This is a genomic window from Serratia sp. P2ACOL2 (genome assembly GCF_003691565.1).
In the GTDB taxonomy this organism is placed as follows: Bacteria; Pseudomonadota; Gammaproteobacteria; order Enterobacterales; family Enterobacteriaceae; genus Serratia; species Serratia liquefaciens.
In genome coordinates, this window is record NZ_CP033162.1 from 2,802,935 (window position 1) to 2,828,540 (window position 25,606).

Annotated in this window: 23 protein-coding genes; 13 read left to right on the forward strand and 10 right to left on the reverse strand. The window is 55.2% G+C overall.

Annotation, left to right across the window (positions count from 1 at the left end; translation table 11 throughout):
* The first annotated feature begins 144 nt into the window (after positions 1-144).
* On the forward strand, positions 145-456 hold the full coding sequence (locus EBA31_RS13585; RefSeq protein ID WP_122079457.1) for a hypothetical protein: 312 nt from the start codon (positions 145-147) through the stop codon (positions 454-456).
* 211 nt (positions 457-667) lie between these two features.
* Positions 668-1,192, forward strand: a complete 525-nt coding sequence (ogt, locus tag EBA31_RS13590; protein WP_122079458.1) for a methylated-DNA--[protein]-cysteine S-methyltransferase — start codon at positions 668-670, stop codon at positions 1,190-1,192.
* Positions 1,193-1,226: 34 nt separating this feature from the next.
* On the opposite strand, the gene EBA31_RS13595 is transcribed toward ogt, so the two are convergent.
* Together EBA31_RS13595 and EBA31_RS13600 are read right to left on the reverse strand one after the other, a co-directional pair.
* Positions 1,227-1,682, reverse strand: coding sequence for a glycine zipper family protein (locus EBA31_RS13595; RefSeq protein ID WP_369982359.1), 456 nt, complete (start codon positions 1,680-1,682; stop codon positions 1,227-1,229).
* Between the two features lie 102 nt (positions 1,683-1,784).
* A complete protein-coding gene (locus EBA31_RS13600; RefSeq protein WP_238387463.1) occupies positions 1,785-2,177 on the reverse strand; it encodes a hypothetical protein in 393 nt (130 codons plus the stop codon).
* Positions 2,178-2,584: 407 nt separating this feature from the next.
* Between EBA31_RS13600 and EBA31_RS13605 the strand changes: the two genes are divergently transcribed.
* Together EBA31_RS13605 and uspE are read left to right on the forward strand one after the other, a co-directional pair.
* The gene (locus tag EBA31_RS13605; RefSeq protein ID WP_012145310.1) at positions 2,585-3,349 is read left to right on the forward strand and encodes an FNR family transcription factor; all 765 of its coding nucleotides are present in this window, start codon (positions 2,585-2,587) and stop codon (positions 3,347-3,349) included.
* Positions 3,350-3,476: 127 nt separating this feature from the next.
* Entirely contained in the window at positions 3,477-4,439 is a 963-nt protein-coding gene (uspE, locus tag EBA31_RS13610; protein ID WP_020827051.1) for a universal stress protein UspE, read from the forward strand.
* A 53-nt stretch (positions 4,440-4,492) separates the two neighbouring features.
* On the opposite strand, the gene pntB is transcribed toward uspE, so the two are convergent.
* Both pntB and pntA read right to left on the reverse strand, forming a co-directional pair.
* Positions 4,493-5,887 carry a Re/Si-specific NAD(P)(+) transhydrogenase subunit beta gene (gene pntB / locus EBA31_RS13615; protein WP_041414583.1) on the reverse strand — a complete coding sequence of 465 codons (1,395 nt, stop codon included), beginning with the start codon at positions 5,885-5,887 and terminating at the stop codon, positions 4,493-4,495.
* 10 nt (positions 5,888-5,897) lie between these two features.
* Positions 5,898-7,427, reverse strand: a complete 1,530-nt coding sequence (pntA, locus tag EBA31_RS13620) for a Re/Si-specific NAD(P)(+) transhydrogenase subunit alpha (protein WP_044551475.1) — start codon at positions 7,425-7,427, stop codon at positions 5,898-5,900.
* Between the two features lie 539 nt (positions 7,428-7,966).
* Here pntA and ydgH point away from each other — a divergent pair.
* Both ydgH and EBA31_RS13635 read left to right on the forward strand, forming a co-directional pair.
* Positions 7,967-8,917, forward strand: coding sequence for a DUF1471 family protein YdgH (ydgH, locus tag EBA31_RS13630; protein ID WP_048758739.1), 951 nt, complete (start codon positions 7,967-7,969; stop codon positions 8,915-8,917).
* 243 nt (positions 8,918-9,160) lie between these two features.
* Entirely contained in the window at positions 9,161-10,552 is a 1,392-nt protein-coding gene (locus tag EBA31_RS13635; protein ID WP_122079460.1) for an amino acid permease, read from the forward strand.
* 28 nt (positions 10,553-10,580) lie between these two features.
* Here the strand turns inward: EBA31_RS13635 and EBA31_RS13640 are convergent, their stop codons facing one another.
* Complete coding sequence (locus EBA31_RS13640; protein WP_020827058.1) at positions 10,581-10,997, reverse strand: hypothetical protein; 417 nt, start codon at positions 10,995-10,997, stop codon at positions 10,581-10,583.
* Between the two features lie 126 nt (positions 10,998-11,123).
* Between EBA31_RS13640 and folM the strand changes: the two genes are divergently transcribed.
* The 6 genes from folM (at position 11,124) to EBA31_RS13670 (ending at position 17,286) form a co-directional block, all read left to right on the forward strand.
* The gene (gene folM, locus EBA31_RS13645; RefSeq protein WP_122079461.1) at positions 11,124-11,846 is read left to right on the forward strand and encodes a dihydromonapterin reductase; all 723 of its coding nucleotides are present in this window, start codon (positions 11,124-11,126) and stop codon (positions 11,844-11,846) included.
* Between the two features lie 73 nt (positions 11,847-11,919).
* Entirely contained in the window at positions 11,920-12,645 is a 726-nt protein-coding gene (rstA, locus tag EBA31_RS13650) for a two-component system response regulator RstA (protein ID WP_041415408.1), read from the forward strand.
* Positions 12,642-13,946, forward strand: coding sequence for a two-component system sensor histidine kinase RstB (gene rstB / locus EBA31_RS13655; RefSeq protein WP_020827061.1), 1,305 nt, complete (start codon positions 12,642-12,644; stop codon positions 13,944-13,946). The genes rstA and rstB overlap by 4 nt, the downstream gene beginning before the upstream one ends.
* Positions 13,947-14,012: 66 nt before the next feature.
* On the forward strand, positions 14,013-15,509 hold the full coding sequence (locus EBA31_RS13660) for a carboxypeptidase M32 (protein ID WP_122079462.1): 1,497 nt from the start codon (positions 14,013-14,015) through the stop codon (positions 15,507-15,509).
* Between the two features lie 347 nt (positions 15,510-15,856).
* Positions 15,857-16,162 (forward strand): acid resistance repetitive basic protein Asr, encoded by a 306-nt coding sequence (gene asr, locus EBA31_RS13665; protein ID WP_020827063.1) that lies wholly within the window; start codon positions 15,857-15,859, stop codon positions 16,160-16,162.
* A gap of 302 nt (positions 16,163-16,464) precedes the next feature.
* The gene (locus tag EBA31_RS13670) at positions 16,465-17,286 is read left to right on the forward strand and encodes a serine protease (protein WP_046373433.1); all 822 of its coding nucleotides are present in this window, start codon (positions 16,465-16,467) and stop codon (positions 17,284-17,286) included.
* Between the two features lie 3 nt (positions 17,287-17,289).
* On the opposite strand, the gene EBA31_RS13675 is transcribed toward EBA31_RS13670, so the two are convergent.
* Together EBA31_RS13675 and hrpA are read right to left on the reverse strand one after the other, a co-directional pair.
* Entirely contained in the window at positions 17,290-17,427 is a 138-nt protein-coding gene (locus EBA31_RS13675; protein ID WP_221932189.1) for a hypothetical protein, read from the reverse strand.
* A gap of 85 nt (positions 17,428-17,512) precedes the next feature.
* On the reverse strand, positions 17,513-21,400 hold the full coding sequence (gene hrpA / locus EBA31_RS13680) for an ATP-dependent RNA helicase HrpA (protein ID WP_122079463.1): 3,888 nt from the start codon (positions 21,398-21,400) through the stop codon (positions 17,513-17,515).
* A gap of 269 nt (positions 21,401-21,669) precedes the next feature.
* On the opposite strand from hrpA, the gene azoR reads away from it, so the two are divergent.
* Positions 21,670-22,275, forward strand: a complete 606-nt coding sequence (gene azoR, locus EBA31_RS13685) for an FMN-dependent NADH-azoreductase (RefSeq protein WP_020827068.1) — start codon at positions 21,670-21,672, stop codon at positions 22,273-22,275.
* Positions 22,276-22,403: 128 nt separating this feature from the next.
* Here the strand turns inward: azoR and EBA31_RS13690 are convergent, their stop codons facing one another.
* The 3 genes from EBA31_RS13690 to EBA31_RS13700 are packed head-to-tail and all read right to left on the reverse strand — an operon-like array spanning position 22,404 to position 25,542.
* A complete protein-coding gene (locus EBA31_RS13690) occupies positions 22,404-22,727 on the reverse strand; it encodes a YdbL family protein (protein WP_122079464.1) in 324 nt (107 codons plus the stop codon).
* 8 nt (positions 22,728-22,735) lie between these two features.
* Positions 22,736-22,933, reverse strand: a complete 198-nt coding sequence (locus EBA31_RS13695; protein ID WP_020827070.1) for a YnbE family lipoprotein — start codon at positions 22,931-22,933, stop codon at positions 22,736-22,738.
* Entirely contained in the window at positions 22,930-25,542 is a 2,613-nt protein-coding gene (locus tag EBA31_RS13700) for a YdbH family protein (protein WP_122079465.1), read from the reverse strand. Before EBA31_RS13700 ends, EBA31_RS13695 begins: the two co-directional genes overlap by 4 nt.
* Positions 25,543-25,606 lie beyond the last annotated feature (64 nt).

Below are 25,606 nucleotides of genomic sequence, written 5' to 3' on the forward strand. Positions count from 1 at the left end.
ACTAAATATTAAGAATAGTATATAAACCATTCTACAAGGAGGGCGCGACTAATTCGATTTTTGGCGATCATCAACTTGCCTGATTGATTTTTGTTTAATTGGACTGTTTTATTTTCCTGTTTCATTTTTAAAAAGGAATTAATAATGAACCATTCACTCATGGCATTGATGCTATTGGCCCTGCTACCCGCAACCCTGCAGGCTGCTCAACGAACCAGTCACCACGTGGCTTCCGGTACTATACGCTTTATCGGCGAGATCACCTCACCGGCCTGTACTATCCAACATAGAAATGAAGAAACCATTTCTCGCTGTTCAGGTTTGATATCGGCTCAGGGTCAACGCCCTATCACTAGCTCATTGAACAATATGCCACCAGAATTAGTTTCCAACGTGACCACCGAGATAATTAATAATAACGACCGGTTGAAGAACATCACCATCAGCTATAAGTAATGGGGGCATTTTATTGTTAACCCTGCTTGGTGTGATAAACATTATTGATATATTATAAATTTATTTTATAAATAAGCCCCTTTGTACCCCACTCATTTTTCAGTCGTCAGTATGGGCAACCTGAGGTTGCCCATCTTCATGTCCGGAATCCGCCATCGTCCCGCCTGGTTTCGTGCAATAATCTGCCCATCAAACGAGAGGAGTGATCAAAATGCAGACTTTTTTTATTGATCGTATGGCGACGCCGGTGGGTGAGCTGGTGTTGATTGCCGATGAGCAGGACCGCTTGCGCGCTATCGACTGGACGGAACACGAAACCCGCCTGATGAAGCTGCTGAATACCCATTACCGAGCCGAACGTTTTCAACTGGTGGACAAGGCTAACCCCGGTGGTCTTACCGATGCCATGCAGCGCTATTTTTCCGGTGAACTGGATGTGATCAACGATCTGCCGGTCATGACGTCCGGCACTGAGTTCCAGCGCAGTGTCTGGCAGCAACTGCGCCAGATCCCGTGCGGCGAGATCATCACCTACGGTGAACTGGCTAAGCGTATTGGGCGCCCAACGGCGTCCCGTGCGGTGGGGATGGCCAACGGCTCCAACCCCATCAGCATCGTAGTGCCCTGCCATCGGGTGATTGGCTCACAGGGCGCATTGACCGGCTATGCCGGTGGCGTTCAGCGTAAACAGTGGCTGTTGAAACACGAAGGCTACCTGCAAAACGATCTGCTTTAATTCAACCCACCGGAATAGCGCAGCTCACTATGGGCTATTCCAGTGGCTTATTAATGAGGAGCATAATCCGGCGGGACCCCGCTGTCCGACGAAGAGGGAACGTAGTCCGGCGGTATTGTACATCCTCAGAGGTGTAACCGTAACCCACTGGTACCTTATTGCCTTTGGCATACATACACTGGCTGTAAACCCTGTCGTAGCGATCCTGCAAATCGGCGCTACTGCCCGAGGCCGAACTTCCGGCCATTGAACTGCCCACCAGCAATCCGCCGCCGGCACCAATAAGCGCACCAGGTCCAGCATCTCCGGATACTGCGCCGATCAACGCCCCTGCTGCCACGCCAACCACCGTGCCGGCGGCGGCGGTGCCAGCCGCGCTGTCATTCGCCGTCTGAGCACCGTTTCCTACGCTGTTCTGTGCATAGCCGCGGCACAACGCCTCATCACGGTTGAATTGTTCATAGCTCTTGCCGGTACCCGGCAAGCTCATCACTTCCGGTCCAGCAGGCGGCGTCACGCAACCGCACAGCCCTGATACCAAAGCCAGTAAAGTAAAAACAGGGAGTAATTTCATCACCGATCCGCCTCAGATTTACCGGGACGCCGAGCTGTCTGGCACCACTTTCATCCAGCCGTCAGGACAACGCGCCACCTGCGGGTAGTAACCTGCCGGACGTCGGCAGTAATATGCGTAGGCTGGGGCCCTTTCTATGTAATTCTGTGGCGGTGACGGTGCCACGTAGACCACCGGTGGCGGAGCATAATAGACCGGCGGTGGCCCCCAGGGGATACCTATTACTACCCGCGGGCCATAATAACCGTGCCCATAATAACCGTGCCCATAATAACCGTGCCCATAATAACCGTGCCCATAATAGCCATGGCCGTAATAGCCATGGCCATAGTAGCCGTGTGCAAACGAGGCCGTGCTTGCCGCCATCAATGCCCCTGTTGCCAGCATTAACAACATGACCTTTTTCATCATTGACTCCTCAACCAATGGTCACCTCACCCAATAACAAGATAACGCTCGTCTGGGAGTTCTCTGCGGCAAAGATTGGGATGAATGCGATCGGTTTTCGCCAACAAATGTGTACAAATATTGGTCTGGATACGCAAAAATGCGCTCAAAAGGCAGGGTTAAATGCTGCTTACTGAAAAATACGCTGCGCTACCCCGCATTTCTTGCGGATACGGAGAACCAAGCGCGTCGACCGTCCCTTGGCGTAACTAGCAAATAAATCGAAATATTTCAGCCAGCTACAGAACAATCGGCTGCAAGCCTGCTTAATATTCGCACAGAATGCCCCCGTTCTTATTAATGCTACCCTTATCACCTGCCGGAAAAGATGTTAAAATTGACGCATATCAATTATTGAATGAGCGTAATCTATGATCCCGGAAAAACGCGTGATTCGTCGTATCCAGTCTGGTGGTTGTGCGATCCATTGTCAGGATTGCAGTATCAGCCAGCTGTGTATTCCTTTTACTCTTAATGCGCACGAGTTGGACCAGCTCGACAACATTATCGAAAGGAAAAAGCCTATCCAGAAGGGCCAGACCCTGTTCAAGGCCGGCGATGAACTGAAATCGCTGTACGCTATCCGCTCCGGGACCATCAAGAGTTACACCATTACCGAACAGGGTGACGAGCAAATCACCGGCTTCCATCTGGCGGGCGATCTGGTCGGTTTTGATGCTATCGGCGGTCTGAAACACCCAAGCTTCGCTCAGGCGTTGGAAACCTCGATGGTATGCGAAATCCCATTCGAAACGTTGGATGACCTGTCCGGTAAAATGCCTAATCTGCGCCAACAGATCATGCGTCTGATGAGCGGCGAGATTAAAGGTGACCAGGACATGATCCTGCTGTTGTCGAAGAAAAATGCCGAAGAGCGTCTGGCTGCATTCGTCTACAACCTGTCGCGCCGCTTTGCGGAGCGGGGTTTCTCACCGCGCGAGTTCCGCCTGACCATGACCCGCGGCGATATCGGCAACTACCTCGGCCTGACGGTTGAAACCATCAGTCGCCTGCTGGGCCGCTTCCAGAAAAGCGAAATTCTCAGCGTTAAAGGCAAATACATCACCATCGAAAACGTCGATGCCCTGTCTGTGCTGGCCGGCACGCCACGCATTAACGTCACCGTAAACGCCTGATCCCTATGCTGGGTTAATCATTCGACAGAATTATTGACCCAGCACACCTCTGCCGCTGTTCTGTTTTTCAATGTTGGGTTACTCTGTAAATTGACAGACTGTTGATTTTCAGCTGTAAGGAGGCCCTATGGCGAAGTATCAGAATCTTCTGGTGGCTATTGACCCCAATCAGGACGACCAGCCGGCGCTGCGCCGGGCGGTATACCTGATAAAACGCAATGGCGGGCGCATTAAGGCCTTCCTGCCTATTTATGACTTCTCTTACGAGATGACGACCCTGCTCTCGCCGGACGAAAGAACGGCAATGCGGCAAGGCGTTATCAGTCAACGCGCCGCTTGGATCACCGAGCAATGTCGTTTTTATCTCGACGAAGGCGTGCCCATTGAAATCAAAGTGGTCTGGCATAACCGCCCTTATGAGGCGATTATTCAGGAAGTGATCGCCGGTAAGCACGATCTGCTGCTAAAAATGGCGCACCAACACGATCGTCTTGAATCCGTCATTTTCACCCCAACCGATTGGCATCTGTTACGCAAATGCCCGTGCCCGGTGTGGATGGTCAAAGATCAGCCCTGGCCTGAAGGCAGTAAAGCGGTGGTTGCGGTTAACCTGGCCAGTGAAGAACCCTATCACGATCCCTTGAACATCAAACTGGTGCAGGAGACCGTTGAGTTGGCGCATAACGTCAACCAAACGGAAGTGCATCTGGTCGGCGCTTACCCGGTCACCCCCATCAATATCGCCATTGAACTGCCTGATTTTGACCCCAGCGTATACAACGATGCCATCCGCGGACAGCATCTGATTGCCATGAAGGCGTTAAGACAGAAATTCGGCATTAACGAAGAATTCACCCACGTTGAAAAAGGCCTGCCGGAAGAGGTAATCCCCGACCTGGCTGAGCACCTGCAGGCGGGCGTCGTGGTATTGGGTACCTTGGGCCGTACCGGCATCTCGGCGGCGTTTATCGGCAATACCGCCGAACATGTGATCGACCATCTGAAATGTGACCTGCTGGTGATCAAGCCAGAAAACTTCAACTGTCCGATCGAAGTTGACGAAGATGATGAGCACGACGACGAAGACTGATGTTTGACGCATAAATAAACGGGCCCAAGGGCCCGTTTTTATTTGCCTGCGCGTTACGCCTGTAGCGCACGCAGAATCGCTTCCACACTCTCTTTGGCGTCACCAAACAGCATCTGGGTGTTCTCCTTGAAGAACAGCGGGTTCTGGACGCCGGCGTAACCGGTGTTCATCGAACGCTTGAAGGCAATCACATTCTGCGCCTTCCACACTTCCAGTACCGGCATGCCGGCGATCGGGCTACGCGGATCTTCCAGCGCGGCCGGGTTCACCGTATCGTTAGCGCCAATCACCAACACGGTGTCGGTATCAGGGAAATCTTCGTTGATTTCATCCATTTCCAACACCACGTCGTAAGGCACCTTGGCTTCAGCCAGCAGTACGTTCATGTGGCCAGGCAAACGCCCGGCAACCGGGTGAATACCGAAACGTACTTTGATGCCACGCGCGCGCAGTTTCTCGGTGATTTCCGCCACCGGATACTGCGCCTGAGCGACCGCCATGCCATAGCCTGGGGTGATGATCACCGAAGTGGAGTTCTTCAACTGCTCGGCAACTTCTTCCGCGGTCGTTTCGCGATACTCACCCATTTCTTCCGCATTACCGGTCGAAGAACCGTCGGTACCGAAGCCGCCAGCGATTACGCTGATAAACGAACGGTTCATCGCCTTACACATAATGTAAGACAGGATGGCACCCGAAGAGCCTACCAGTGCCCCGGTCACGATCAGCAGATCGTTGCTCAGCATGAAGCCCGCCGCTGCCGCTGCCCAGCCCGAATAGGAGTTGAGCATCGACACCACCACCGGCATATCTGCCCCGCCGATGGAAGCCACCAGATGCCAGCCAAACGCCAACGCGATAGCGGTCATCAGCACCAATGCCACTGCCTGCCAGCCCACGCTGTCGGCACGAACAAACACCACCAGCAGCAGGAAGGAGACGACCAGGGCCGCCAAATTCATTTTGTGGCGATTTGGTAGCGCCAAAGGTTTGGACGAGATGATACCGCGCAGTTTACCAAAGGCGACAATCGAACCTGTGAATGTCACCGCACCGATAAAGATACCGAGGAACACTTCGGTCAGATGGATGTTTTCCATCACCGGCTCCATCGGCGCACCGTGATCCAGATAGCTGTTTAAGCCCACCAGTACCGCCGCCAGGCCGACAAAGCTGTGCAGTACCGCCACCAGCTCTGGCATTTCGGTCATTTCGACCTTCTTCGCCAGATAGACCCCAATAGAACCGCCGATAATCATCGCGATGATGATCCAGCCCACGTTGCCGGAATCCGGCCCGAGAATGGTGGCGATCAGCGCAATCGCCATCCCTGCGATACCAAATAGATTGCCCCGCTTGGACGTTTCATGGCGCGATAAACCCGCCAGGCTGCAGATAAACAAAATAGCGGCAACAATGTATGCAGCTGTAACTAATCCTCCAGACATGTGCTACCCCTTAGTTCTTGCGGAACATCTTCAGCATGCGCTGAGTGACGGTGAATCCACCAAAAATGTTGATGCTGGCGATCAGCACGGCGATGAAGGAGAGGAAACTCACCCAACCGCCGTGGCCAATCTGCAATAACGCACCGACCACGATAATCCCTGAGATCGCATTGGTGACCGACATCAACGGGGTATGCAATGCATGGCTGACGTTCCACACCACGTAGTAACCCACCACGCAGGCCAGCGCAAACACGGTAAAGTGAGACAGGAACTCTTTCGGCGCGGCGTCGGCCAACCAGCCAAACAGAATAATCGCCAACGCCATCAGGCCATATTTCAGCCAAGGTGATACCGGTTTTGCCTCCGGCTTGGCGACCGGGGCCGCCGCCTGCGCCTGTTTCGGCTGGGCAGAAACCTGGATTGGCGGTGCCGGCCAGGTGACTTCGCCACTGCGCACCACGGTCACGCCGCGGATCACGGTGTCTTCGAAGTCGACGTCAATTTCGCCATTTTTCTCTTTCGACAGCAGCTTCAGCAGGTTAACCAGGTTGGTACCGTAAAGCTGCGAGGATTGAGTCGGCAAACGGCTTGGCAGATCGGTATAGCCAATGATTTTCACGCCGTTATCGGTAACGGTCACGCGGTCGGCCACGGTCAGCTCGCAGTTACCCCCGTTTTGTGCGGCCAGATCGACGATCACGCTGCCCGGTTTCATCGAAGCCACCATTTCTTTGGTAATCAGCTTCGGCGCCGGTTTGCCCGGGATCAGCGCCGTGGTGACGATAATGTCAACCTCCGCCGCCTGAGCAGCGAACAGCGCCATCTCTGCTTTGATAAAGGCTTCGGACATCACTTTGGCGTAGCCGTCGCCGCTGCCCGCTTCTTCCTCGAAATCCAACTCGAGGAATTCCGCGCCCATGCTCTGCACCTGCTCTTTGACTTCAGGGCGAGTGTCGAAGGCGCGAACAATGGCTCCCAGGCTGCCGGCAGCACCGATGGCTGCCAACCCGGCGACGCCGGCACCGATGATCATCACCTTGGCCGGTGGAACCTTGCCCGCAGCGGTGATCTGACCGGTAAAGAAGCGGCCAAACTCATGCGCGGCTTCAACAATTGCCCGGTAGCCGGCGATATTCGCCATAGAACTCAGTGCGTCCATAGACTGTGCGCGTGAGATGCGCGGCACCGAGTCCATTGCCATCGCGGTGACGTTGCGTTCGGCCAGCTTCGCAATCAGTTCAGGGTTTTGCGCCGGCCAGATAAAGCTGACCAGGGTGCTGCCCTCACGCATTAACGCGATCTCGTCCTCAAGCGGCGCGTTAACTTTCAAAATCAGATCCGACTGCCAGACATCGGCAGTGTCGGCGATCTCAGCCCCAGCGGCTTGATACGCGCCATCGTCAAAACTTGCCAGTTTACCCGCCCCGCTTTCAATCGCGACGGTAAAGCCCAGCTTCAGCAGTTGTTCCACCGTTTTCGGCGTTGCTGCGACCCGGGCTTCATTGGCCAACCGTTCTCTTGGTACACCAATACGCATAATGTTCCCTTCTCACCTGTCTTTGATGATGTTTATTATCGTCCTGCCCATAGCGATGGCGCCGGCTGACAGGCCTTTGCTTACGCTTGTCGGCATCGAATTAAGGCACCATCTATAACCTACTGAAAATATGATCGATGATCCATAATTGCTTACGCATTCAGGTCTGTTTTTACATAAAAACCCAGCTAACGACATGACAAATCGCAATTTAAAGTTAAAAAGCCCGTTGGAATGGCGCTTTAGCGGCCAGATTGCGATAGCACCCGGTGCGCGGATATCTGGCACGACGCGGCTGGCACGCATAAAAGTTATAAAATTGTGAATAATTAACACTTATGACATCAAAGGCTTTATTATTGAAACTTATGGTGATGCTGCGCAGAATGACGGACATCATTCTTCCGGGAATTTGTCTCATGAGATGACATAAAATGCTGAGACACTGCTCGAGATTACATGTAATAATCGGCGGCTGAATTACACCTAAACAGTTCAGCACGTTATAAACGTTAATGCGCTAGGCGAAAGGATTTTTTATGAAGCTGAAGAACACGATCATCGCGTCAGCCTTGTTATCACTCACTGCGCTGTCCGCTCATGCGGCGCAAGAGTTAACTCCTGAAAAAGCAGCGGCGCTGAAGCCGTTTGATCGCATCACGATTACCGGCCGCTTTAATGCCATCAATGAAGCTGCTGATGCCATTTCCCGCCGTGCAGACAAGCTGGGTGCAGACGCCTTCTACATCCAGGACAGCAACAACAGCAACAACGGCGGCAACTGGCGCGTTACCGCCGATCTTTACCACAAAGATGCGCCGGAAGTGAGCAAAGAACCGAAATACCGCGTGATTAACGGCGTTACCGAGCTGCCGAAAGAACAAGCCTTCCTGCTGGAGCCTTACGATACCGTAAGCGTCAGCGGTTTCTACCGCAGCCAGCCGGACATCAACGATGCCATCACCAAAGAAGCGAAAAAGAAAGGCGCAGCCTCCTTCTTTATCGTACGTCAGGTTGATGCCAACCAGGGCGGCAACCAGTTCATTACCGCCTACATCTATAAAGCCGATGCACCTAAACGTACCGTTCAGAACCCGGATGCCATCCCGGCCGACTCTGAAGCAGGTAAGGCCGCTCTGGCTGCCGGTGGCGCTGCTGCTGCCAATGTGGAAATCCCTGGCGTAGCCTCTTCAGGCTCACCAAGCCGTGACGTAGGCCGTTTCTTCGAAACCCAGTCTTCAACCGGTAAGCGTTATACTGTCACCTTGCCTAACGGCACCAAGATTCAAGAAGTAAACAACGTGACCGCCGCGCAGATGGTGCCGTTTGACTCAGTGACCTTTACCGGCCACTTCAACAGCATGACCGACGTTTCTACCGAAGTGGCGAAACGCGCGGCTGAGAAAGGCGCCAAGTACTATCACGTAACCCGTCAGTGGCAGAACAAGAGCGGCGGCAACCTGACCGTCAGCGCTGATCTGTTCAAATAAGTTTCACTTTGCGGTTTACCATCGGGCAGCCATTGAGCTGCCCGTTTTTTTCCCCGCCTGTCGCCCGCCAGTTGAATAATTTTTTGCAAAAATCGCATATTCAATCATTGCATCCGCAGAGATCCATCCGTAGAATTTGCGCGAATTTTTAGGGCTATTGTCTATTTGTTCAGTAATTACCATTACGTTGTTACTGCCGAGCAGTTCCCTCCCAGTTGTTTATTCTGTGTTCAGGATCCGTCATTGGAAAAGAAACTAGGTCTTACCGCGTTAACCGCATTGGTGCTCAGCTCAATGCTGGGCGCTGGGGTTTTCAGCCTGCCGCAAAACATGGCGCAAGTCGCCAGTCCGGCCGCCCTGCTATTGGGTTGGGCGATTACCGGCGTCGGCATCCTGTTTCTGGCTTTTGCCATGCTGTTGCTCACCCGCCTGAGGCCCGATCTGGACGGCGGTATTTTCACCTATGCGAAAGAAGGCTTCGGCGAACTGGTGGGTTTCTGCTCCGCCTGGGGGTATTGGCTGTGCGCCGTTATCGCCAATGTTTCTTACCTGGTGATCGTGTTTGCCGCGCTAAGTTTGTTCACCGATCGCAGCGGCGAGGTCATTTTAGGTGACGGCAATACCTGGCAGGCGCTGCTGGCTGAGTCGCTGCTGCTGTGGATTGTGCATGCGCTGGTACTGCGCGGCGTGCAAACCGCGGCCAGCATTAATTTGGTCGCCACCCTGGCCAAACTGTTGCCGCTAGGGATGTTTGCCGTCTTGGCGGCGGTTGCCTTCAAAATGGACGTATTCACCCTGGATTTCCACGGCGTCGCGCTTGGCAAACCGGTGTGGGAACAGGTTAAAAATACCATGCTGATCACCCTGTGGGTGTTTATCGGCGTGGAAGGCGCAGTGGTGGTTTCAGCCCGTGCACGCCATAAAAAAGATGTGGGCCGCGCCACTATGCTGGCCGTGGTTTCCGCACTGGCGGTTTATCTACTGGTAACGCTGCTCTCATTGGGCGTGGTACCGCGCAGCGAATTGGCTGAGATGCGCAATCCGTCAATGGCAGTGTTGATGGTCGATCTTATTGGGCCATGGGGTGATGTGATTATCGCCGCCGGACTGATCGTCTCGGTCTGCGGCGCTTACCTGAGCTGGACGATCATGGCTGCCGAAGTGCCGCTGCTGGCGGCGCAACACGGCGCGTTTCCCAAAATATTCAGCAAGCAGAACAAGAACCACGCGCCTTCGGCTTCGCTGTGGCTGACCAACCTCGCGGTACAGTTCGCTCTGGTGCTGATCTGGCTGACCGGCAGCAACTACAACTCGCTGCTGACTATCGCTTCGGAAATGATCCTGGTGCCCTATTTCCTGGTCGGCGCCTTCCTGTTTAAGGTGGCGATCCGTCGTCAGGACAAACGGCTGATGTTTGCCGCGACGGGCGCTTGCCTGTATGGCATTTGGCTGCTCTATGCGTCAGGCTTGATGCATCTGCTGATGTCGGTGCTGCTGTATGCGCCCGGGCTGTTGGTGTTTATCTATGCAAGGCGCGGACATGGTGATGTCAAATTGCTGAATCAGCTGGAGAAAGGCAGTATTTTTCTGTTGCTGGTGGCCACGGTACCGGCCGGCTGGTTTATGTTGCAGTAGTGAAAAACGGCCGGGTGGAAACACCCGGTCAGTTAGATTGGGACAGGCCCAGGCTGATGCTCATGCGTTCACCCACCTGAGAGATAATCACTCCCTCAACGCACTCTTGTTGGATGGCTGCCAACTGCTGCTTATCGAGCGCATACGGTAGTTTAATGTCGAACACTGCCAGCCCCTGCTGCTGCGCCAGATCGATCAGACGCACAATGTTGGTTTCGTCGCTGACCTGGGTGGAAACCACCTGCAGCGCCAGCGCCTTCAACTGCTCTTTCCGCGTTTGTGATGCGGAAGCCTGCGATTTCAATACCATGCCAAAAAACGGCATCACACCATAGATTGCATCTACAAAGCGCCAGTGCTTCTTGCACGATGCGGACAGAAAATCCATGTAATCAAAACAGATTTTCTCACTGCGGGCGACGGGTGCAAGGTGACTACTGTTCATCCCTTCCTCTCATTGCCAGTGTATTACATCCTGAAATGGATAATCGATGCGAAGCTTTAACGAATTTCCGCCGTATAATGGCATAATTCCCCTATTGTTTGCCAGTCTGTCCAGGAGCTTTAATCAATGGAACTTCACAACTCTGCGCCGGTCCTGATCACCGGCGGCGCACGTCGGATTGGGCTGGCCCTGGCCAGGTCATTCTTACAGCGCGATATCCCGGTGATCATTGCCTATCGCAGCACTTATCCGGCGCTGAGCGAGCTGAAAAGACTGGGCGCTACCTGTATTCAAGGGGATTTTTCCACCCATGAGGGCATTTACAGTTTTGCCGAACAGGTGCGCCAAACAGCCCCAAAACTGCGCGCGCTGATCCACAACGCCAGCGCCTGGCAGGCCGAATCCCCAGAGGTGCCGCCGGAGCAGGTGATGGCGGCGATGCTGCAAATTCACGTTTATACCCCCTACCTGCTGAATCAGCTGCTGGAACCCTGCCTGCTGGGCCAGGGTCAAGCCGGGGCTGATATCATTCACCTGACAGATTATGTGGTGGAAAAAGGCAGCGACAAACACATTGCCTATGCCGCCAGTAAAGCCGCCCTGGACAATATGACCCGCTCGTTTGCCCGCAAGCTGGCACCGGAAGTCAAGGTCAACGCCATCGCGCCTGCGCTGATTATCTTTAACCCGGGCGACGACGAACATTATCGTCAGCAGGCGTTGGCAAAATCGCTGATGAAAATTGCCCCCGGCGAAAGTGAAGTGGTCAACCTGGTGAACTACTTGCTGGACAGTCGTTACGTCACCGGCCGAACCCATGGCGTGGATGGCGGAAGACCCCTGCGCTAGCGCATGATCTGCATGGCTTATCGCGGTGCCCCGCGCTATGCTGAATTTCGTTATTCTGATAAAACCGCTGAATATGCATAAAATTGTTTTTGTTGAAGACGATCCGGAAGTCGGCAAACTGATTGCCGCCTATCTGGGCAAGCACGATATTGAGGTTCTGATCGAGCCGCGTGGCGACAGTGCACAGGCTCGCATCGAGCTGGAGCAACCGGATCTGGTGCTGCTCGACATTATGTTGCCCGGCAAGGACGGTATGACTTTATGCCGCGATCTGCGTCCGACCTTCGCAGGCCCGATCGTGCTGCTGACCTCGCTGGACAGCGACATGAACCATATCCTTTCGCTGGAAATGGGTGCCAACGATTACATCCTGAAAACCACGCCCCCGGCGGTGTTGTTGGCGCGGCTACGCCTGCATCTGCGTCAGCATGGCCATCAGCCAAAGGAAGAATCGACCCAGCCGATCACCCAGCACAACGCCTTGCACTTTGGCTTGTTGTGCATCGACCCGGTCAACCGCCAGGTGACGCTGGGCGAAGAGATCATCACCCTTTCCACCTCGGATTTCGATCTGCTGTGGGAACTGGCCACTCATGCCGGTCAAATCATGGATCGCGAAGCCTTGCTGCAAAACCTGCGCGGCGTGAGCTATGATGGCCTGGACCGCAGTATCGACGTCGCGATTTCCCGCCTGCGCCGCAAGTTGTACGACAACGCACTGGAGCCTTTTCGCGTCAAAACCGTGCGCAATAAAGGTTACCTGTTCGCCCCGAACGCCTGGGAGTTCGTGCAGCAATGAGAAAGCTCTTTGTGCAGTTTTTCCTGCTGCTTTTCGTTTGCTTCCTGGTGATGGCGATGCTGGTTGGCCTGGTGTACAAAGTCACCGCTGAACGCGCCGGCCGCCAGTCGATGGACGACCTGATGAAAAGTTCGCTGTACCTGATGCGCAGCGAACTGCGGGAAATCCCGCTGAAAGACTGGAACAAGACCATCGCCACGCTGGATTTGAACCTGTCGTTTAAGCTGCACATTGAACCGCTGGGTAAACAGGATCTGAGTGAAGACCTGAAGAAACGCCTGCGCCTTGGCGAAATTATCGCGCTCGACGATCAATACACCTTTATGCAGCGCATTCCCCGCAGCCACTATGTGTTGGTGGTGGGTCCGATCCCTTATCTGTTCTATCTGCATCAAATGCGGCTGCTGGATTTGGCGCTGCTGGTGTTTATCGGCATGTCGCTGGCGCTGCCGGTGTTTCTGTGGATGCGCCCGCACTGGCAGGATTTGCTGAAGTTGGAAAACGCGGCACAGCGCCTGGGGGCCGGGCACCTGGATGAACGTACCCATTTCGATCCTACCTCCAGTCTGAACCGGCTTGGGGTGGCCTTTAACCAGATGGCGGATAACGTCAATACGCTGATCGCCAGCAAGAAACAGCTCATCGACGGCATCGCCCACGAGCTGCGAACGCCACTGGTACGGCTGCGTTATCGGCTGGCGATGAGCGATAATCTGTCCGATAGCGAGCAACAGGCATTGAATCGCGATATCGGCCAGTTAGAGTCACTTATCGATGAACTGCTTACCTACGCGCGGTTGGATCGTCCCCAGGTGGCGCTCAATATAGAGCCGCTCGACTTGCCCAAATGGTTGGAAGACAAGGCGGATGACCTGCGGCTTATCCATCCGGAACGAGAAATTCAACTGGATATCCCCCACGTCGGCGATTTTGGCGGCGTTGATTTGCGTCTGATGGAGCGGGTGCTGGATAACCTGGTAAACAACGCATTGCGTTACTCCGAACAGCGCCTGCGTATCGGCCTGTGGTTTGACGGCGACAATGCCTGCTTACAGGTAGAAGACGATGGACCCGGCATTCCGCCGGAAGAGCGTGAACGGGTATTCGAACCCTTTGTCCGCCTCGATCCGAGCCGCGATCGTGCCACCGGCGGTTGCGGCCTTGGCCTGGCCATTGTGCATTCGATTGCCGTGGCCTATCAGGGCCAGGTTTATGTTGACGCCAGTTCGCTCGGCGGTGCCAGCTTCCGTTTCTGTTGGCCAATAAAGCCCACTTTCGATTTAAAAGCAGACCCGGTGTAACCCTGTTCACGCGCAGCATGACTACGCAAAAGAGTGATCCGGATTAAAATAATATGGAGCTAAACGATGACATCTGCACATACCCCATCCTCATACGACGAGCTGCGCGCCCTGTTCACCCGCCTGTCGCGCTTCGGCCACCTTTCCGCTATTGCCGGTTGGGACATGCAAACCATGATGCCACCGGGCGGCAGCAAAGCACGTTCGGAAGCGCTGGCTGAACTGTGCGTACTGCAACACCAAATTTTGACCGCAGAAAAAACCGGCCGCCTGTTTGAACGTGCACAGCAGGAAACCCTGGATGACATTGATCGCGCCAACCTGCTGGAAATGCGTCGCCAATATGACAATGCGGTGCTGGTGCCGGAGTCGCTGGTCGAAGCCAAGTCGCTGGCCGGCGCGCGTTGTGAACATGCCTGGCGCGCTCAGCGTCCAGCCAACGACTGGGAAGGTTTCGCGGAGAACCTGCGTGAAGTAGTCAAGCTTAGCCGACAGGAAGCGCAGATCCGGGCCGAAGCAGCAGGCACCAGCCGCTACGATGCGCTGCTGAATCTGTATGAACCGGGCATGCGCAGCAGCGATATCGACCGCATTTTTGGCGATCTGAAAACCTGGTTGCCTGACCTGCTGCAGAAAGTGGTGACCAAACAGGCTCAGGAACCTTGCCTGATCCCACAAGGGCCGTTCAATGTGGAGACCCAGCGTCAACTGAGTTTGAGCGTAATGAAACTGCTCGGTTTTAACTTTGATGGCGGCCGCGTGGACGTCAGTGCCCACCCATTCTGCGGTGGCGTACCTGAAGACGTGCGCATCACCACTCGCTATAACGATAAAGAATTCCTGACGGCACTGCTCGGTATCGTGCATGAAACCGGCCATGCCCGCTACGAGCAAAACCTGCCGCGTGACTGGCTGGGCCAACCTGTAGCTCAGGCGCGCTCAACGGCCATCCACGAATCGCAAAGCCTGCTGTTTGAAATGCAGTTGGCGCGCGGCAGCGACTTCCTGAAGATCCTGCGCCCGTTGGTGACCCAGCAATTTGGCGAGCAGCCGGCGCTGGAAGAAGCTAACTTTATCCGTCTGAATCAGCGTGTAAAACCCGGCCTGATCCGCGTAGATGCTGACGAGGTGAGCTACCCGGCGCACGTAATCTTGCGTTATGAGATCGAGAAAGCCCTGGTTGAAGGCGAGATCGAGGTGGAGGACATTCCGGCACTGTGGAATGAGAAAATGAAGGGTTACCTCGGCCTGGATACCGTCGGCAACTACCGTAATGGCTGCATGCAGGACATTCACTGGACTGACGGTGCCTTCGGTTACTTCCCGACTTACACTCTGGGCGCCATGTATGCCGCGCAGCTGTTCCACAGCGCACGTGAAGCAATGCCATCGTTGAGCAGCGACATTGCCGAAGGCAACCTGAATCCGCTGTTCCACTGGCTGAAACAGAATATCTGGCGCCACGGCAGCCGTTTCCCTACCGATACGTTGATCGCTAACGCGACCGGCGAAGCGCTTAACCCGGCCTATTTCCGCAAGCATTTGGAAAACCGCTACCTGTAATCCTGTCCCCAGGCACAATGTCCCGTGCCTGGGCATTTTCCCCTGCTTTGCCAGCATGATTCCATAGCGCACTTCCCCCTCTTACGACACCTTGGCCGCAGAGAGTGGGTCGGCAATCCTCCTTATGTATGTTGTAACTAAAATGGAAAAAATCAGTGCCTATTGGGCATCCGCTCTAACCACGATTATCGCTCGCCGGCGCTTTCATCTCCCTTTTCTGTGGGTTCGTACATTAGGTTACACGCCGAAACCAATCACTCACGGAAAGCATTCTGGCGTTTGCCTACTATCTTTACACCGGCCCCGCAGTGGGCTCGATACATGATGAGTCATTTGAGGAATCTACAATGAAAAAAGTATTAGCTCTGGTTGTTGCCGCTGCAATGGGTCTGTCTTCTGTTGCCTTCGCTGCTGACGCTGCCACCACCACGGCAACCCCAGCTGCGACAGCGACTACCACCACCGCAGCTCCGGCTAAAACCACTCACGTGAAGAAACATCACGCGAAGAAAGCGCCAGTACAAAAAGCGCAGGCGGCTAAAAAGCACCACAAAGCTACTGCCAAGAAAGCGCCCGCTCAGAAAGCCCAGGCCGCCAAGAAACACCACAAAAAAGCCAGCCACAAAAAAGCCACCAGCACGCCAGCGGCATAATCGCAATCTGAAGTGAGGCTCCCCTCACCAGTCCAGGCTTGAGTTGTCCAACACCCGGTTCGCCGGGTGTTTTTTCATCGGGGGTTCTCATCATGCTGCGTCGCTACCTATTTGAGATCATTTTGGCCAGCCTGATCCTTTGCGGGCTCATTGCCGCCTTTTTTTATCTGTAGCCGCTCAGCCCTTCGGGATAAGAAATTATTGAAAAATCAATCACTGCCCATCCACACTGCGACTAAATCAGTCTATAGTTACCATTCAGTGTGTTTATGGATGACCCGTCATTTCCAGGCAAGAAACCTATGCGCATAACCGTTTTGCTGTTGCTGTGCTCATTCCCGCTCGCACTTTCCCTCTCAGCAAGGGCCGACAGCCCTTCCGATGCATCGATCGCTGAGCAAACACGCCTGTTTTTTGGCAAAGATGAACGCATCAAGGTCACCGAAACCGACGGCTGGCCGTGGCAGGCGATTGGCCAGGTAGAAACCGCCAGCGGTAATTTGTGCACCGCCACGCTGATCTCTCCTCATCTGGCACTCACCGCCGGGCACTGCGTGCTGGCACCGCCGGGCCAATTGGACAAGGCGATCGCACTGCGCTTTGTGGCCGGCAACAAGAGTTGGCAATACCAGACCGACAATATCGAGACGCTGGTTGACCGCAAGCTGGGCAAAAAGCTCAAGGCCGACGGCGACGGCTGGATCGTACCGCCAGCAGCCGCGGCGTATGACTTTGCCCTGATCCGCCTGAAGGATAAAAAGCCGCTGCCGATTAAGCCGTTGCCGCTGTGGCAAGGCGACAGCAAGGCTCTGACTCAGGCGCTGAAACAGGCCAAACGGCTGATTACCCAGGCCGGGTATCCGGGAGATCACCTCGACGATCTCTACAGTCACCAAAACTGTAAAGTGACGGGTTGGGCGCAACAAGGCGTACTGTCGCATCAATGCGATACCCTGCCCGGCGACAGCGGCTCGCCGTTATTGCTGAAAACCGCCGCTGGCTGGAAGCTCATCGCCATTCAAAGCTCCGCACCGGCAGCCAAAGATCGTTACCGTGCCGATAACCGCGCACTGGCGGTGACCGGTATCCGCGATGCGCTGGACGCACTGGCCGCGGGGAAATAAGCGTTATAAGCCGGCGTGGGCTTCTGCGCCGGTTTCCCTTGAGACGTTTCCCGCCATAAAGCCCTTGGGCGTGGTGCCGGTGAACTGCCGGAAGAACGCGATAAAAGCGCTGTCGCTGGAAAAGCCCAAATGCTGTGCCACGGTGCTGACCCTGGGCAAAACCTGCCCGCAACGCTGCTGGTGTGCAGCCTGTGCCTGGTCTGCACAGGCTGCCTGTTCGCGTTGCTCAGCCCGAAAGCTGTTCGATAGTCTGCAAGATACGCTTGTCAGAGATCGGGTAAGGCGTGCCGAGTTGCTGAGCGAACAGACTGACGCGCAGTTCTTCGATCATCCAACGCACCTCTTTCACCTCTTCATCCTGCTGTCGCTTCGGCGGTAGTTTGTTCAGCCACTGTTGCCAGGCCTGTTGCACCTGTTCCACCCGCAGCATCTGCGCTCGATCGCGATGCGGATCGGTCGCCAGCTTCTCCAGACGGCGCTCAATTGCCTGCAGATAGCGCAACGTATCCGACAGACGCTTCCAGCCGTTGTTGGTCACAAAACCGCGATAAACCAGGCCGCCGAGCTGGTTTTTAATATCTGACAGCGCCAGCGCCAGGGAGATGTCCACCCGGCCTTTCAGCCGTTTATTGATGTTGAACACCGCCGTCAGGATCTGCTCGACCTGTTTGGCTACTCCTACCACCGTTTCATTCAGCTCGGCGCGCACTTTTTCCTGCAGGCGGGCAAAATCCTCTTCCTGCCAAACCGGCCCGCCGTGCTCGGCAATCAGCTTATCGATGCCGCACGAGATGCAGTCGTCAATCAAATCCAGCACCCTGCCATAAGGGTTAAAGTACAGCCCCAGCTTGGCTTTGTTAGGCAGTTTTTCATGCAGATACTTGATGGGCGATGGAATGTTCAGCAACAGCAGGCGGCGCGTTCCCTGCCACATCGCCTGTTGCTGTTCCTGCTCGCTGTCGAACAAACGGATCGCCACGCTGTCTTTTTCATCCACCAGCGCCGGATACGCCTTCATCGAATAGCCACCGCGTTTCTGCTCATAAAACTCCGGCAGTTTGCCGAAGCTCCAGATATGCAGATTGCTTTGCTCCAGCCCATCGTCTGCCACCGCAGACAGGGTTTCCTGCACCTTGTCTTTCAGTTGCAGCTTCAGCGCGGTCAGGTTTTTGCCTTCCAGCAGGGTTTTGTGTTTTTCCCCCACCACCCGGAAAGTCATTTTAAGGTGATCGGGCACCTGTTCCCACTGCCAGTCATCTCGTGACACTGTCACACCAGTCATACGACGCAGCTCGCGCTCCAGCGCATCCAACAGCGGCAATTCCAGCGCGGTGACCCGTCCCAGAAAAGCCTCGGCATAGTTCGGTGCCGGTACAAAGTTGCGACGAACCGGTTTGGGCAGCGACTTGATCAGGGCGATCACCAATTCACGGCGAATGCCTGGAATTTGCCACTCAAAACCCTGATCCTCAACCTGATTAAGGATCGGCAGAGGAATATGCACCGTCACGCCGTCGGCGTCGGTACCTGGCTCAAACTGATAGGTCAGGCGCAGCTTAAGGTTGCCCTGATGCCAGGTATTCGGATAGTCCAGCGCACTGACCTTATTGGCACCGTCCTTGATCAGCATCTCTTTTTCAAAGCTGAGCAAATCCGCGTTCTGTTTTGCGGCGTTTTTCCACCAGTTGTCAAAATGACGCCCGGAGATCACCTCGCCAGGGATGCGCTGATCGTAGAAACTGAACAGGGTTTCATCATCAACCAAAATGTCACGACGGCGCGACTTATGCTCCAGCTCCTCCACTTCCGCACGCAGCTTCAGGTTGGCACTGAAGAATGCATGGCGCGTCTGCCAGTCGCCTTCCACCAGCGCATGGCGGATAAACAGTTCCCGGCACAGCAGCGGATCTATGGTGCTGTAATTAACCTGTCGCGCAGCGACGATGGGTAACCCGAACAGCGTCACTTTTTCGGTGGCCATCACCGCACCCTGGGATTTCGACCAATGGGGTTCGCTGTAGCTGTGCTTCACCAGGTGCTGGGCTAACGGCTCAATCCACTCCGGTTCGATACGTGCGGCGATACGCCCCCACAGGCGGCTGGTCTCAACCAGTTCGGCCACCATGGTCCATTTCGGCGGCTTCTTGAACAGACCTGAACCTGGGAAGATAGAAAATCTTGCGTTGCGAGCGCCCGTGTACTCTTGCTTATCAGCATCTTTCTGGCCGATATGCGATAGCAAACCGGTCAATAACGCGGTGTGTACGCTACGGTAATCGGAAGGTTCACTGTTGACCGGCAGCCCCAGCTCTTTAACCACCTGACGCAGCTGGGTATAAATGTCCTGCCATTCACGCACCCGCAAATAGTTAAGGAAATCATTTCGGCACAGCCGACGGAACTGACTGGAGGAGTGCTCTTTCTGCTGCTCTTTCAGCCAGTCCCACAGGTTGACGTAAGCCAGGAAATCCGAATCTTTGTCGGCAAAGCGCCGGTGTTTCTCGTCCGAGGCCTGCTGCTTGTCCATTGGCCGTTCGCGCGGATCCTGTATCGACAGCGCAGCGGTGATGATCATCACTTCACGCACGCTGCCGCTTTTCTGCGCCTCCAGCACCATGCGCGCTAAACGCGGGTCGATCGGCAACTGCGCCAATTGACGCCCCTGAGGCGTGAGCTGGTAGTGGCCATTGTCGGCCGTTTTAATCGCGCCCAGCTCTTCGAGCAGGCGCACACCATCGAGAATATTGCGCTTGTCCGGCGCCTCAACGAACGGGAAAGCGGCGATATCCCCTAACCCAAGCGACGTCATCTGCAAGATAACCGACGCCAGGTTGGTGCGCAGGATCTCCGGATCGGTAAACTCCGGGCGCGACAGGAAGTCCTGTTCCGAGTACAGACGAATGCAAATACCGTCGGAGACGCGCCCGCAGCGGCCCTTGCGCTGATTGGCGGAAGCCTGCGAAACCGGTTCGATCGGCAGGCGCTGCACCTTGGTGCGGAAACTGTAACGACTGATACGCGCGGTACCGGGATCAATCACGTACTTGATGCCGGGCACGGTCAGTGAGGTTTCCGCCACGTTGGTCGCCAGCACGATGCGCCGGCCGTGATGCGACTGGAATACCCGGTTTTGTTCGCTGTTCGACAAACGGGCATACAGCGGCAGGACCTCGGTATGCGGCAAATTAAGACGGTTCAGGGCGTCGGCGGTGTCGCGAATTTCGCGCTCGCCGCTCATGAAGATCAGAATATCCCCCGGCCCTTCGCGGCCCAGCTCATCTACCGCATCGAAAATCGCCTGCAGTTGATCGCGGTCGATATCGTCGGCATCGTCCACTACCGGACGATAACGCACCTCGACCGGATAAGTACGACCAGAGACTTCGATAATCGGCGCGTTATTGAAATGGCGCGAAAAACGCTGCGGATCGATAGTCGCCGAAGTGATGATGACTTTGAGATCCGGGCGCTTTGGCAGCAGTTCACGCAGGTAACCCAGGATGAAATCAATGTTCAGGCTGCGTTCGTGCGCTTCATCGATAATCAACGTGTCGTACTGCATCAGCAGCCGGTCCTGCTGGATTTCCGCCAACAGGATCCCGTCGGTCATCAGTTTGACCAGGGTGTTTTCGCTGACCTGGTCGTTAAAGCGCACCTTATAACCGACGCTGCCGCCCAACGGCGTTTCCAGCTCGTCGGCAATGCGGTTGGCTACGGTACGCGCCGCCAGGCGTCGAGGTTGGGTATGGCCGATCAGCCCTTTGACCCCGCGCCCCAGCTCCAGACAGATCTTCGGCAACTGGGTGGTTTTCCCCGAACCGGTTTCACCGGCAACAATCACCACCTGATGGTCGCGGATGGCCTGCAGAATATCCTGTTTTTTCTGACTGACCGGCAGGTTTTCCGGGTAGGTGACTTTCGGACAGGATGCGGCGCGCGATTGCACTTTTTGCAACGCTGCCGTTATGTCACTTTCCAGCTCGGCGGCGACGGCCAACTGAGCATCGGGATTTTTGATTTTTCGTGCGCCCTGCAGCCGACGTTGCAGACGTTGTTGGTCACGGAGCATCAGCTCGCCCAGTTGGGCAGACAGTGCCGCGAGCGGAGATTTCACGTTCGGTATTCCTTGTTTCATCGCTGCTGTATCAAGCTTTAGCAGCGGTTTGGTAATGGGTTAGCGAGTTTTCAGCTTTAAGTGCGCAGAATAACATAAGCCCCTTTTTCCCCATAATCCCGCCGCTTATGTCCCGGCAGCTTATTCAATAAAATCGAACAAAGGTCTCGAAATATTGCGCTATCACTGCTGAAAAAATGTGAATAGAGTGTACTGCATGCAAAGGACGCGTTGTCCTGATGTCACTGTCATAACGTAAGGAATTACCGATGAGCAAAGTACTGGTTCTTAAATCAAGCATCCTGGCGGGCTACTCGCAGTCTAACCAACTGGCAGATTTCTTCGTTGAGCAGTGGGCAAAGGCTCATGGCAACGACACCATCACCGTGCGTGACCTGGCTGCACAGCCAATCCCGGTACTGGACGGTGAACTGGTTGGCGCCCTGCGTCCTTCCGACACGCCGCTGACCCCGCGTCAAACCGAAGCCCTGGCGTTGTCCGACGAGCTGATCGCCGAACTGCAAGCCAATGACACCATCGTTATGGCGGCCCCGATGTATAACTTCAACATTCCGACCCAGTTGAAGAACTATTTCGACCTGATTGCTCGTGCCGGCGTCACCTTCCGCTACACCGAAAACGGTCCGGAAGGCCTGGTGAAAGGTAAGCGTGCCATCATTCTGACCAGCCGCGGTGGCATTCACAAAGGCACCCCGACTGACCTGGTCGAACCTTACCTGCGTCTGTTCCTGGGCTTTATCGGTATCACCGACGTCGAGTTTGTGTTCGCTGAAGGTATCGCCTACGGGCCGGATGTTGCCACCAAAGCACAGGCCGATGCCAAAGCCACGCTGGCACAGGTTGTTGCCGCCTGATGCCCGTTGCAGGGGTGTGATGCCCCTGCAAAGCTTCAACAGAACAAGCCAAATCCTGTCAAACCCGCTCTACCCTCATAAAAATCCAATGTTATATCGCTATTGCGCGCCTCAGGGCGCGCTTTTTTTTATTTCTTCAACCATTGGCCGTTTATGCCGCGTACGTATTCCCCCACGGGGGCACGTGCGACCAGTTTTTGCCCGGCCATGCGCGCCACATCGTCGATGGCGATATGATTGCTGTCCGCCACCTGTTGGTATTTCTCGGTGCGTCCGGCATTAATATTTTTCACCAGGGTCAAGGTTTCGGCGTCCTGCTTCACCGGCGCAATATAGCCGTTGAGCGTTTCACCGACGCGCCCCTGTTGCTTGGCCTCATCCAGCGTCAATGCCATTGCCATGCTGCTGAACAGCCAGGCGGCGCCAATCAAGCCTAAATAACGTTTTTTCATGTTGGCTCCTAGAACAGACCGCTTTTGTCTTTCAGCAGATTCTCGACGTCTTTATCCACTTTGATGTGAATTTCATGTTCAATCTTGACGTTCATATTGATGGTGATCGGATCTTTAGGCGTGGCGACCTCGATGCGTGGCACGCAGCCGCTCAGCATTGAGGTGCCGAGCACGGCGGCCAGCAATGGCCCGCTGATGATTTTCATGGTTGTTCCCCAGGTTTGGTGAGGGCCTGTTCCAGCCACTCCTGTAAATTGTCGCCAAAGCGCAGGCTGCGCCAAAGCTGAAACACGTTTTCCTGATGGCTATAGTTCAGGATAACCTCTCTTTTAGCGCTTTTTTGCGGGTTAACCCCGTCAATGCGCGCCTTCAGCGTCAGTTCACCGAGGTTGTCGAGATCGACTCTGGCCTTGGAGCGGTTAATCTCCATATAGCGCAGCCAATCTATCGCGGCGCCGGTCGCCATATTATTACTGCCGATGGCATCGGCCATGTCCTTGTCCAGGCGCAGCGTCAACATGCCAGCGTTGGCAATCCAACCGTTGCGCACCAGCCATTTAGGATGATTCAGGAACAGCGGCAATTCACCGTCTACCCGTCCTGACATGGCAAACTGTTTTGGCTTCAACGCGGTAAACAAGGCACTGAGATCCACCTTATCCAGCTTCAATACGGCGGCGTCATGCTGCGGCATGCGCAGCGCAGACAGGCTGATGTGGCCGTTCAACGCGTCCATACCGACGTTGCTCAGCGTCAGCGGTGCCTGCTCGCTGTAAGGATAAGCGCCCTGAAGATCGGCGGTAATATTCTGCATTTCGAACAGGTTGCGGAAAGACTTGATGCGCAGCATCATCGGTTGCTTGGCGCCGAGCTGCCAAATGTGATTTTTCAGGCGGTAGGACATGACGAAATCCAGCCCGCTCATCTCACCGTCTTTCAGCCACATGCCGCCCTGCTTCACCACCCAATGGCCACCGGCCTCAAAACCCTGCACCCGTGCGGCAGAGAAGGCCGATTGCGCATAGAATTCACCGTCGCGCAGTTTGATATTGAGATCCGGCGAGATGAGCGGTTGGAACACCTTCAGCGACTGCTTCGGCCACCAGCCCTCTCCGCGTAAACGCTCACCGTCCCAGCGGCCACGTAGCGCTATAGGGCCAATCTGTTCCGCCTGCAGTTTGCCCTGCAGCTGGAAATTATCCGGCGTTGTGCCCTTCATCTGAAGCGCCAACACCGGTGCAGGCAGGTAACCGCCGTTAGTAAAGCTGACCTTGCCCGAAACCAGTTGCAGTTCGCCATTAAACGCCGGGTTTTTCTCGTCCCGCTGCCAACGCAGCGGCTGACTGAGGCTAAGGCGCGGCGCATCCACCGTTACCATGCTGTACTTCAAACGATCAAAACCAGTGGAAAGCCGATCGAGGATCAGCGTGCTGTCCTGCCAACTGCCGCTGCCGGCAACGTCCCAGGCAGCCTGCAACGGCGGTAATTGTCCGTTGCCCCAGTAGCGCCATTGCCAGTTGCCATGGTCCGGCCAAAAATCTTGCGCCTTGCCGTCCAGATGCAGTTTAAAACGCCCCCAGTAGCTGTCGCTGGCATTAATAATGGCCTGCAACCGACCGGTGATGCCGGCAGCAGTCACTTTCACCCCGGCCAACGGCAAACGCGCCTCTTCCAATTTCATTTCCGGCGTGGCGTTGCCCCACAGTCGCAGCAGTGAACCAGACTGCAAGACCAGCGTCGGGTTGAGAATGGTGCCGCTGACAATACCGGGGATCGAGGCAGTCATTGAAAAGTCGGACAGATTCGCCTGGCCGGTCAGTTGGAAACGCAGATCGCTGTCGGTCAGGCCGACTTTACCCGGCCCCAGCGTTAATACCGCGTTGCCTTTGCCGTTATGGCCGTCGGTGATGACATTCAAACGGGCGCTGATCTGCGTCTCATCAAAACCTTTACTCCAGTCGTGCAGCGCAATGTTCACCCCGCCGTTTAGCGGTTGCTGGCTGTATGGCCAGCGCCATTCGCCCTGTTTAATGCTGACCTGTTGGGCGTTGATCTCCCAAGGTAGCGTCGCCAGGGGTTTGTTTTCACCCTTTTCCGTCAGCGTCAGCACGCCCTGCTGCTGTTGCCAGCGCATGTCCAACAGTAAGGGTTTGTCCAGATAGCCGGTCTGCATTTCGCCCTGCAGCGCCCCTTGTGCCGGAATACTGTCCAAATCGAGCGGAATGGCTATTTTGCCGGTCAGATGCAGCGGTTGTGGGCTGTCTGGCGCAGTGATCGTCAGGCCGTTGAGCGTCAATTGCTGCTGCGGATCCAACAGCGCATCGAGCTGAATATTCGGCCCCTGATATTGCAGGCGCTGGCCCTCTACAGAGGAATGTATCTGTAATTTACCGGCGTAGTACTGCCACGGCACCACCGCGAAATCCTTGATGGTAACGTCCAGCAGCGGCAGTTGTTTTTGCAATTGGTCCAGCGCCAGTGGTGCACTGCTGGCGTCAGCGGCGGGTAATTTTGATAAGCAGGCAGTATCGACATTCAGCTTATCGCTGATGAGCTCCCACCGCCCCTGCTGATAGGCCAATCGGGTCGGTCCGACGGCGGCAAGCAAACAGTCTTGTGCCAGAAAACGCGCGCCATCCAGCTGCAATGCCCCCTGACGCCAATGCGGTTTGCCCTGCAAAACCAATTGGCTGCCCTGTGGAAGCCAATGAGAGATCACACGCGGCAACCAGCGCGGCAGAGTTTGCCACAGCGCAAGCAGCAAGATCGCCGTACTGACCACAATCCCTATGAATACTTTCAATCGCTTAGTCATTAAATGATTGCTTCATTCCTGAGTTAGGCCGCTTACCCTGGCCAGAGAGCGTTTTAAGTAAGTC

Coding starts and splice junctions, on each gene's coding strand:
- rstB (WP_020827061.1), top strand. CDS start 12,642: ATGAGAAAGCTCTTTGTGCAGTTTTTCCTGCTGCTTTTCGTTTGCTTC.
- EBA31_RS13670 (WP_046373433.1), top strand. CDS start 16,465: ATGCGCATAACCGTTTTGCTGTTGCTGTGCTCATTCCCGCTCGCACTT.
- asr (WP_020827063.1), top strand. CDS start 15,857: ATGAAAAAAGTATTAGCTCTGGTTGTTGCCGCTGCAATGGGTCTGTCT.
- EBA31_RS13695 (WP_020827070.1), bottom strand. CDS start 22,933: ATGAAAATCATCAGCGGGCCATTGCTGGCCGCCGTGCTCGGCACCTCA.
- uspE (WP_020827051.1), top strand. CDS start 3,477: ATGGCGAAGTATCAGAATCTTCTGGTGGCTATTGACCCCAATCAGGAC.
- EBA31_RS13595 (WP_369982359.1), bottom strand. CDS start 1,682: ATGAGCTTGCCGGGTACCGGCAAGAGCTATGAACAATTCAACCGTGAT.
- pntB (WP_041414583.1), bottom strand. CDS start 5,887: ATGTCTGGAGGATTAGTTACAGCTGCATACATTGTTGCCGCTATTTTG.
- ogt (WP_122079458.1), top strand. CDS start 668: ATGCAGACTTTTTTTATTGATCGTATGGCGACGCCGGTGGGTGAGCTG.
- ydgH (WP_048758739.1), top strand. CDS start 7,967: ATGAAGCTGAAGAACACGATCATCGCGTCAGCCTTGTTATCACTCACT.
- EBA31_RS13690 (WP_122079464.1), bottom strand. CDS start 22,727: ATGAAAAAACGTTATTTAGGCTTGATTGGCGCCGCCTGGCTGTTCAGC.
- pntA (WP_044551475.1), bottom strand. CDS start 7,427: ATGCGTATTGGTGTACCAAGAGAACGGTTGGCCAATGAAGCCCGGGTC.
- rstA (WP_041415408.1), top strand. CDS start 11,920: ATGCATAAAATTGTTTTTGTTGAAGACGATCCGGAAGTCGGCAAACTG.
- EBA31_RS13660 (WP_122079462.1), top strand. CDS start 14,013: ATGACATCTGCACATACCCCATCCTCATACGACGAGCTGCGCGCCCTG.
- EBA31_RS13640 (WP_020827058.1), bottom strand. CDS start 10,997: ATGAACAGTAGTCACCTTGCACCCGTCGCCCGCAGTGAGAAAATCTGT.
- EBA31_RS13585 (WP_122079457.1), top strand. CDS start 145: ATGAACCATTCACTCATGGCATTGATGCTATTGGCCCTGCTACCCGCA.
- EBA31_RS13700 (WP_122079465.1), bottom strand. CDS start 25,542: ATGACTAAGCGATTGAAAGTATTCATAGGGATTGTGGTCAGTACGGCG.
- folM (WP_122079461.1), top strand. CDS start 11,124: ATGGAACTTCACAACTCTGCGCCGGTCCTGATCACCGGCGGCGCACGT.
- EBA31_RS13600 (WP_238387463.1), bottom strand. CDS start 2,177: ATGATGAAAAAGGTCATGTTGTTAATGCTGGCAACAGGGGCATTGATG.
- EBA31_RS13605 (WP_012145310.1), top strand. CDS start 2,585: ATGATCCCGGAAAAACGCGTGATTCGTCGTATCCAGTCTGGTGGTTGT.
- azoR (WP_020827068.1), top strand. CDS start 21,670: ATGAGCAAAGTACTGGTTCTTAAATCAAGCATCCTGGCGGGCTACTCG.